At 34.0% G+C, this 7,625-nt stretch carries 7 protein-coding genes; 5 read left to right on the top strand and 2 right to left on the bottom strand.

What is annotated here, in order from left to right:
• Nucleotides 1–104 (bottom strand): gas vesicle protein GvpJ (gene gvpJ, locus FFO06_RS14680; protein WP_201275468.1); only part of this gene is annotated, 104 nt, incomplete at its 3' end.
• Nucleotides 105–667: 563 nt separating this feature from the next.
• Here gvpJ and FFO06_RS14675 point away from each other — a divergent pair.
• On the top strand, nt 668–934 hold the full coding sequence (locus FFO06_RS14675) for a hypothetical protein (RefSeq protein ID WP_137908697.1): 267 nt from the start codon (nt 668–670) through the stop codon (nt 932–934).
• Between the two features lie 185 nt (nt 935–1,119).
• The gene (locus tag FFO06_RS14670) at nt 1,120–2,445 is read left to right on the top strand and encodes a glutamate-5-semialdehyde dehydrogenase (protein WP_137908696.1); all 1,326 of its coding nucleotides are present in this window, start codon (nt 1,120–1,122) and stop codon (nt 2,443–2,445) included.
• A 109-nt stretch (nt 2,446–2,554) separates the two neighbouring features.
• On the opposite strand, the gene FFO06_RS14665 is transcribed toward FFO06_RS14670, so the two are convergent.
• Nucleotides 2,555–3,970, bottom strand: a complete 1,416-nt coding sequence (locus FFO06_RS14665; protein ID WP_137908695.1) for an isochorismate synthase — start codon at nt 3,968–3,970, stop codon at nt 2,555–2,557.
• A gap of 365 nt (nt 3,971–4,335) precedes the next feature.
• Between FFO06_RS14665 and menA the strand changes: the two genes are divergently transcribed.
• The 3 genes from menA to FFO06_RS14650 all read left to right on the top strand — a co-directional run bounded on the left by menA (nt 4,336) and on the right by FFO06_RS14650 (nt 7,624).
• Nucleotides 4,336–5,235, top strand: a complete 900-nt coding sequence (gene menA / locus FFO06_RS14660; RefSeq protein ID WP_137908694.1) for a 2-carboxy-1,4-naphthoquinone phytyltransferase — start codon at nt 4,336–4,338, stop codon at nt 5,233–5,235.
• Between the two features lie 104 nt (nt 5,236–5,339).
• On the top strand, nt 5,340–6,317 hold the full coding sequence (locus FFO06_RS14655) for an o-succinylbenzoate synthase (protein ID WP_137908693.1): 978 nt from the start codon (nt 5,340–5,342) through the stop codon (nt 6,315–6,317).
• Entirely contained in the window at nt 6,302–7,624 is a 1,323-nt protein-coding gene (locus tag FFO06_RS14650; RefSeq protein ID WP_137908692.1) for a 2-succinylbenzoate--CoA ligase, read from the top strand. Before FFO06_RS14655 ends, FFO06_RS14650 begins: the two co-directional genes overlap by 16 nt.
• Nucleotide 7,625 lies beyond the last annotated feature (1 nt).

Below are 7,625 nucleotides of genomic sequence, written 5' to 3'. Positions count from 1 at the left end.
ACTAAGGAAACACGAACCCAAGCATCAATGACGATACCTTTGTCTAAAATTCTGTCAATAACTTCTGCCAAGCTGGAGGAAGAATTGGTTTTTTCAACTGCCATTGTTTTAAGTCCTTGTTGTTGTTTTGATTTTTGGTTGAGCATTTCGCTCGACCCACATTTATATAAATATCACTGATTTCTGAAGATGTAAAGAACTTTTCTGTAAAGAAATGTAAAGTTTATGAGTTAAAAAGCTATTAAAAACACATGATTACCGAATCCGTACTACTGGGAAAATCTGGATAATATTTCTGATTTTATTTGAATTATATTATTAATTCCGATCCAGAAAATCAAGTATTATCATGTTCTATTTGTATAAATAAAGGATAGTAATGATTAATAATGCTAGGTTTGACAAGGCTTTTGGAAATTAAGTTGGGATAAACAGCTTATGGGTAAAGCAACAAAGGCTTGGCTAATAAATTATTGAAAAATCACCTTTAAATGCTTTGATCGCATAATTCATATTTCATGTATTTTGTCAATAGGTTGAGCTTATTTTCAGTAAGCTTACGTAAGTGTCCTTAGCCTGACATATAGAAAATTAAGTAATGTTACTAATGGCATCTACTTGTTTAGATAAATTACTCTAATTTATTAAGTTTATTTTTTCAAAAATTATGTCTACAGAAGGAAATCCTGCTAATGTACCACAGGAAGCTTTAACTGCTTTAGTGGATACTTTTGTACAGAAAGGTCATCCACGTCAATATGCTGAAGCGATGGCAACTTCAATCATTTTTCAGACTGATTTAGATTTACGGAATGCTCAGATTGCCAATCTCTTAGGCTGGCTGAAACAGGAGCATAATGATATATATCCCTTAGCATTGGATGTGGTTGGAAAAACTTCCGCAGAATTTGAGCGTCGGGTTCGACAAGGTTAAGTCTCTAAACTTGATGAGGTGAATTTCCGAAAATTGGGTAAAAATTAGCTATTTCAGCTAATTTTTCCTCAAAATCTATTTGACAGATCAGATTGATCATTAACCTAGTAAATGCACATCGGGAAAATTGATAGGATGGGAATAAACATAGAAATTGTGGCTACATTTGAAAACTCTTAGGTGCTATGACTAATCTCAACATTGCTTCTCCTCTAAGTGCGATGTCCTCGGCCAGCGAAGCTATCGCTCAACAAACTCGTCAAGCTGCAAGTAAGCTGGCTTTTCTTTCCTCTGAAGACAAAAATCAAGCGATTGAAGCGATCGCTCAGGGGTTAGAATCAGCTAAGGATGATATTTTGCAAGCAAATTTGGCTGATTGTCAAGCAGCAACAGCGGCAGGAATCGCTAAACCTCTTTATAAAAGGTTGCAATTAGATGAACATAAATTAAGAGATGCGATCGCGGGTGTGCGAGACGTTGGTAAACTAAATGATCCAATTGGTCAGGTGCAAATTCATCGAGAAATTGACAGTGGTTTAATTCTTAAACGTATTACTTGTCCTTTGGGTGTTTTAGGGATTATTTTTGAAGCGCGTCCTGAAGCGGCTATTCAAATTGTTTCTTTAGCAATTAAATCAGGTAATGGTGTAATTCTCAAAGGTGGTAAGGAAGCGTTAAATTCTTGTGAAGCGATAGTTAAAGCTATTAAACAAGGATTATCTCAGACTGGAGTTAATGCTGACGCGGTGCAATTGTTAACAACCAGAGAAGAAATATTAGAACTGTTGCAATTAGATAAATATGTAGATTTAATTATTCCCAGGGGTTCTAATGATTTTGTGAAATTTGTGCAGGATAATACTCGAATTCCGGTATTAGGTCATGCTGATGGAATTTGTCATATTTATGTAGATGAAAAAGCGGATATTGACAAAGCTATTAATATTACTGTAGATTCTAAAATTCAATATCCTGCTGCTTGTAATGCCATTGAAACATTGCTAATTCATAGTAGTATTGCTGGGGAATTTCTTCCTCAAGTTGCCGCAGCTTTAGCAGCACAAAATGTAGAATTAAGAGGAGATGAACGCAGCTTAAAAATTTTACCTAATATTGCCGCTGCGACGGAAATAGACTGGAGAACAGAATACAGTGATTTAATTTTAGCCATTAAAATTGTGGATTCTTTAACAGAAGCAATATCCCATATTAATAATTACGGTTCTCGGCATACAGAAGCGATTATTACGGAAGATATCACAGCAGCAGAAACTTTCCAGGGGTTAGTAAATGCAGCGGGAGTGTATCATAATTGTTCTACCCGATTTGCGGATGGTTTCCGCTATGGTTTTGGTGCAGAAGTGGGAATTAGTACCCAACAAATGCCACCTCGTGGACCTGTTGGTTTGGAGGGTTTGATCACATATAAATATCAAATGTCTGGTAATGGACATATTGTCAAAACTTACACCGGTGCAAATGCAAAATCATTTAGTCATGAGGATTTATAATCATATTATTGTTAAAATCTCGTTCCCATTCTCTGACTGGGAATGCTTATTGTCGACTCTGTGGCTAGTGACGGGAGGAGAGTCCAGGAAGGAGCTAATCATAAAAATTTTAAACCAAGGCTTTTAATAAAGCTTGCAATTTAAGTTGCACTTCTGCAAATTCCTTGTGAGGATCTGAACCGGCAACAATACCTGCACCTGCATAAAGTCTAGCATAATTACCATCAATTAAAGCCGAACGAATTCCGACAATAAATTCACAATTTCCTTCTGCGTCTACCCAACCTAAAGGTGCTGCATATAAACCTCTTTCAAAATTTTCATAACGGCGAATTTCGGTACAAGCAATATCTCTAGCTGCACCGGCAACTGCTGGTGTGGGATGCAGTTTAGCAATGATTTGTAAGGGATGAATATTAGTCGGGACTACGGCAGTAATTGGTGTCCATAAATGCTGGATATTAGATAATTGTCGGAGTCTGGGAGCTAAAACTTGGGGGACTAAACCTAGTTGAGATAAATGTTGAGTAATAAAATCCAGAACAAGTTTATGTTCGTGTTTTTCCTTGGTATTATTAACTAAGTTGTTAGCATTTGCAGCATCTTCTATAGGTGTTTTACCCCTGGGGGCTGAACCTGCCAAAGCATCAGTAATTAACTGTTGTTTGTGAATACTAATTAACCGTTCTGGACTAGCACCAATAAAGCTTTGTCCTTGACCATTACTGCTGGAAAATACATGACAATTAGGATGTAATTGACGCAGATTATTTAAAGATTGTAGTAAGTTAAAATCATGATTTTTCCTGACATCCAAGGTATCAGCTAAAACAATTTTGCTTAAATGTTGAGATTGAATGATTTCTAAAATTGATGAGACTGAATTTTTAAATTCATCACCGTTTTTAGTAATTTTTCTGTAGCAATTTAAGGGAAATTTGTCAATACTTATGGATAAATTTCTCAAGGACTTAATAATTTCTAAGTGGCTTTGTAAATTATCTAATAATTTGGTAATATTTACCTGAGAATTAATAATTGTATTCATTATTAATGTGCAGCAATTATTTTTTAATACAATTTGCCAACAAGGCAAGAAAACCGTAGCAGAGGGAAATGGATAATCGGCTTGTTCATGCTGGTCAAAAAAACTGAAAGTACAAAAAAAATGAGGTTGGGAAAAAGTCTGATTTTGCAGAGAAATATAAATTATATTTTTCAGACAATTTTTGATAAATTCTTCTGATTTTATAAATCTATTTTTACCAAAAATTTCTATTTTATCTACAGTATCAATTGCTGCGATTGCTTCACCATTACTTCTATTTTCAAAATAAAAGTTTTTGGTATCTTTTTGACTAAATTTATCGAAAACCAGCAAAGGATCAACTAAACCAATTTCCAGGGGAATACTCACAATTTTACTATTATTATGACGACGGCAATTTTCCTGAACCTCTAATAGTAATTGATTTAGGTATTTGTAGTCTACAAAGGTGTGGCTGCGACATGGTGAAATGGTCATGGATGTATAAGTTAATTTTTATTAAGTTATCTTCCTAAAATGTCATAAGTCATGATGGTATTTCTATAGGTAACATAATTCAGTTACCATTAACCAGCATAGACTAAGGGTGATTCGGGGGTTTATCCTGTTTTGGTTGCAAGATAGCAGATTTTATTGTAGGATGTGAACCTATAATCATAAAATTAGCATTTTTTGGTAATTTACCAAAGTTAAACAATTTTAGATTGACTACACTGACAAGAGTAGGATATAAACAGATAAACAAGCCAAATCTCAAATCTAAAATGACTGGTCAAGTGCCGGATAAAATTATAAGATTTAATTGACAACTAAAATTATGGTAATTTAAATAATCAAAACCGATGACTTCAACTCAAATTTCACCACCTCAAGGTAAACTATGGATGGCGGCAATTAAACCGCCAATGTACAGTGTTGCTATTATGCCGATTTGGGTAGGTTCGGCTGTAGCATTTAGGGAAACAAGGATTTTTAATCTCACAATATTTTCTCTGTTTATTGCTGCGTCAATTTTAATTTTAGCATGGGAAAATATTAGTAATGATGTATTTGATGCGGAAACAGGAATTGATGAGAATAAACATCATTCATTGGTGAATTTAACTGGTAATAAAACCTTAATGTTTTGGGTGGGAAACTTGTGTTTAGGTTTGGGTTTGTTGGGGATAATAGCGATCGCTATTTTACAAAAAGATCCGACAATTATCGGTATAATTCTATTATGCTGCGGTTTGGGCTATATGTACCAAGGTCCTCCTTTTCGTCTAGGATACCAAGGTTTAGGCGAAATTCTCTGCTTTTTTGCCTTTGGTCCTTTGGGTATGAGTGCAGCCTATTATAGCCAAACTCAAACCTGGTCTAGTACAAATTTAGCAGCTTCCATAATTTTAGGCATTATTACCAGTTTAGTGCTATTTTGTTCCCATTTTCACCAAGTTGCAGATGACATAGCCGCAGGAAAAAAATCTCCAATTGTGCGCTTAGGAACTCAAACAGGTGCAAAGGTTTTAGTGGGATTTACTGCTAGTATTTATCCTTTAATATTGCTGTTTTTCATCTTGAATATTTTCCCAATTTGGACATTATTAAGTTTCTTAAGTTTACCTTTTGCGGTGAAATTATGTCGTCACGTTTTAGAAACCCATCACCAACCAGATAAAGTTAGTAATTCTAAATTTATCGCTATTAATGTTCATTTTTTGAGTTGCTTATTTTTGGGTTTGGGATTTATATTTGGTTAAGGAACTTTCAGGAAATAAGTTATCTGAATCAGGAAAAAACCACAGAGACACAGAGAACACGGAGAAATGAGAGGTTCAGGTATTTTTTTATTTGCAAGTACCCAATGATTTATCAATTTTCTTTTCGTTACTTTAGCCAAAAATTCACAAATCCTATTATTACTAATCATGGGGTTTGGGAAATCCGCGAAAGTGTAATTATTCGCTTAATTAATGAAAAAAATCATATTACTTGGGGAGAAATTTCTCCCATTTCTTGGTTTGGTTCAGAAACCATAGAACAAGCTTTAGATTTTTGTCATCAACTTCCAAAAACAATTACCAAAGAGATGATTTTCACTATTCCCGATAACTTACCAGCTTGTCAATTTGCTTTTGAATCTTCAACCCACGCAGGTGGGTTTCGTCTGTGTAGCCGTGATTTCCAATCGCCGGATGCTAATTTAGATCTTACCTACAGCGGCTTATTATCAGCGGGAAAATTAGCTTTAAATCAATGGAATAACTTATGGGAACAAGGATATAAAACATTCAAATGGAAAATTGGTGTTGATGATATAAATAAGGAATTAGAAATATTTGATTTACTAATTTCCATTTTACCAAATTCAGCCAAATTACGTTTAGATGCTAATGGTGGACTTAGTTATCAACAAGCTGAATTATGGTTAAAAAAGTGTGATCAATTCTTACCAAAAATTGAATTTATCGAACAACCTTTACCAGCAGATAAATTTACAGAAATGCGGGAATTAAGTAATTTATATTCTACACCTATAGCCTTAGATGAATCTATCGCCAATCTCCAACAATTAGAATCATGTTTTCAACAAGGTTGGGTGGGAATTTTTGTGATTAAACCGGGAATAGTTGGTTCACCATCTAGGTTAAAAGAGTTTTGCAAAAAACATCAAATTGACGTTGTATTTTCATCTGTATTTGAAACAGAAATTGGCAGACAAGCCGCATTACAATTAGCAGCAGAATTATCTAAAAATAACCGTGCTGTTGGTTTTGGTATTAATCACCTTTTTAAAGAACAAGAATTAAACTGGCTAGAAAATCTATGGAAAACCTTTTAGAAAATATACAAAAATATGATTTGCTAATTTGTGATCATAGCCAGGAATTACCACGGGTAGCAACAGAATTATATTTACAATTAACCCAGTTGTCAACTCCAAAAATCATGATTGCCGAAAGATCACCTGTGAGATTTATAGCCAGTTTTATTGCTGCTTGTGCGGCTAGATGTCCAGTTTTTCTTTGTCACCCAGATTGGGGTAAAGATGAATGGGAACAAGTTTTTAATTTAGTCCAACCAGATATATTTTTAGGAAGAGAAAATAACTTTTCAAAATCAGTAATTACTAATTATGAATTACCAATTAATAATACTATTATGATTCCTACTGGTGGTTCATCAGGAAAGATTAAATTTGCTATTCATACATGGGAAACATTAACAGCGTCTGTGGAAGGATTTACAGAATATTTTGCCATAAATTCAGTTAATTCATTTTGTATATTACCATTGTATCATGTGAGTGGATTAATGCAATTTATGCGTTCTTTCACAACGGGAGGTAAACTAGTAATTACCACATCTAAGAAATTAGAAACTTGTGAAATACCAAATATTAACCCAGCAGAATTTTTTATATCTTTAGTTCCCACCCAATTACAAAAACTCCTGCAAAATCCAGAATTAACCCAATGGCTATCAAAATTTGCTACTGTTTTTTTAGGGGGTGCGCCACCTTGGGAAGAACTATTAGAAAAAGCGAGATTTCATCAAATTAGATTAGCACCTACCTATGGAATGACAGAAACCGCTTCTCAAATTGCAACTCTGAAACCTGATGAATTTTTAAAAGGTAAATTTAATAGTGGGAAAATTCTTCCTCATGCTAAAATCATCATTGATAATCAACCAGGAAATATAAATATTCAAAGTAAATCATTAGCATTAGGTTATTATCCACAAATATGGGAAAATAGAAATAATTTTGTAGTTGATGATATGGGTTTTTTAGATAATCAAGACTATTTACATATTATTGGCAGAAATAGCGACAAAATAATTACAGGTGGTGAAAATATTTACCCTCTAGAAATTGAAACAGCGATTAGAAAAACTCAAATGGTAATTGATGTTTGTGTAATTGGGATAGCTGATAAACATTGGGGACAAGCATTAACAGCCATTTATATTCCCAAAGATAAAAATATTTCCCATAGAGAAATCCAAACCCAACTAAAAAATCAACTGAGTCAATTCAAAATTCCCAAACATTGGATTTCCTTAGCCAAATTACCCCGTAACAACCAAGGTAAAATTAACCGTCAACAGCTGCAAAAAATAGCTGAGGATTTTCTAAAAACATAAT

The sequence above is a fragment of the Dolichospermum planctonicum genome, from assembly GCF_005402965.1.
Lineage (GTDB): Bacteria > Cyanobacteriota > Cyanobacteriia > Cyanobacteriales > Nostocaceae > Dolichospermum > Dolichospermum planctonicum.
The sequence above is the reverse complement of the archived record's forward strand: the minus strand, read 5'-3'. Positions and strand labels throughout refer to the sequence as shown.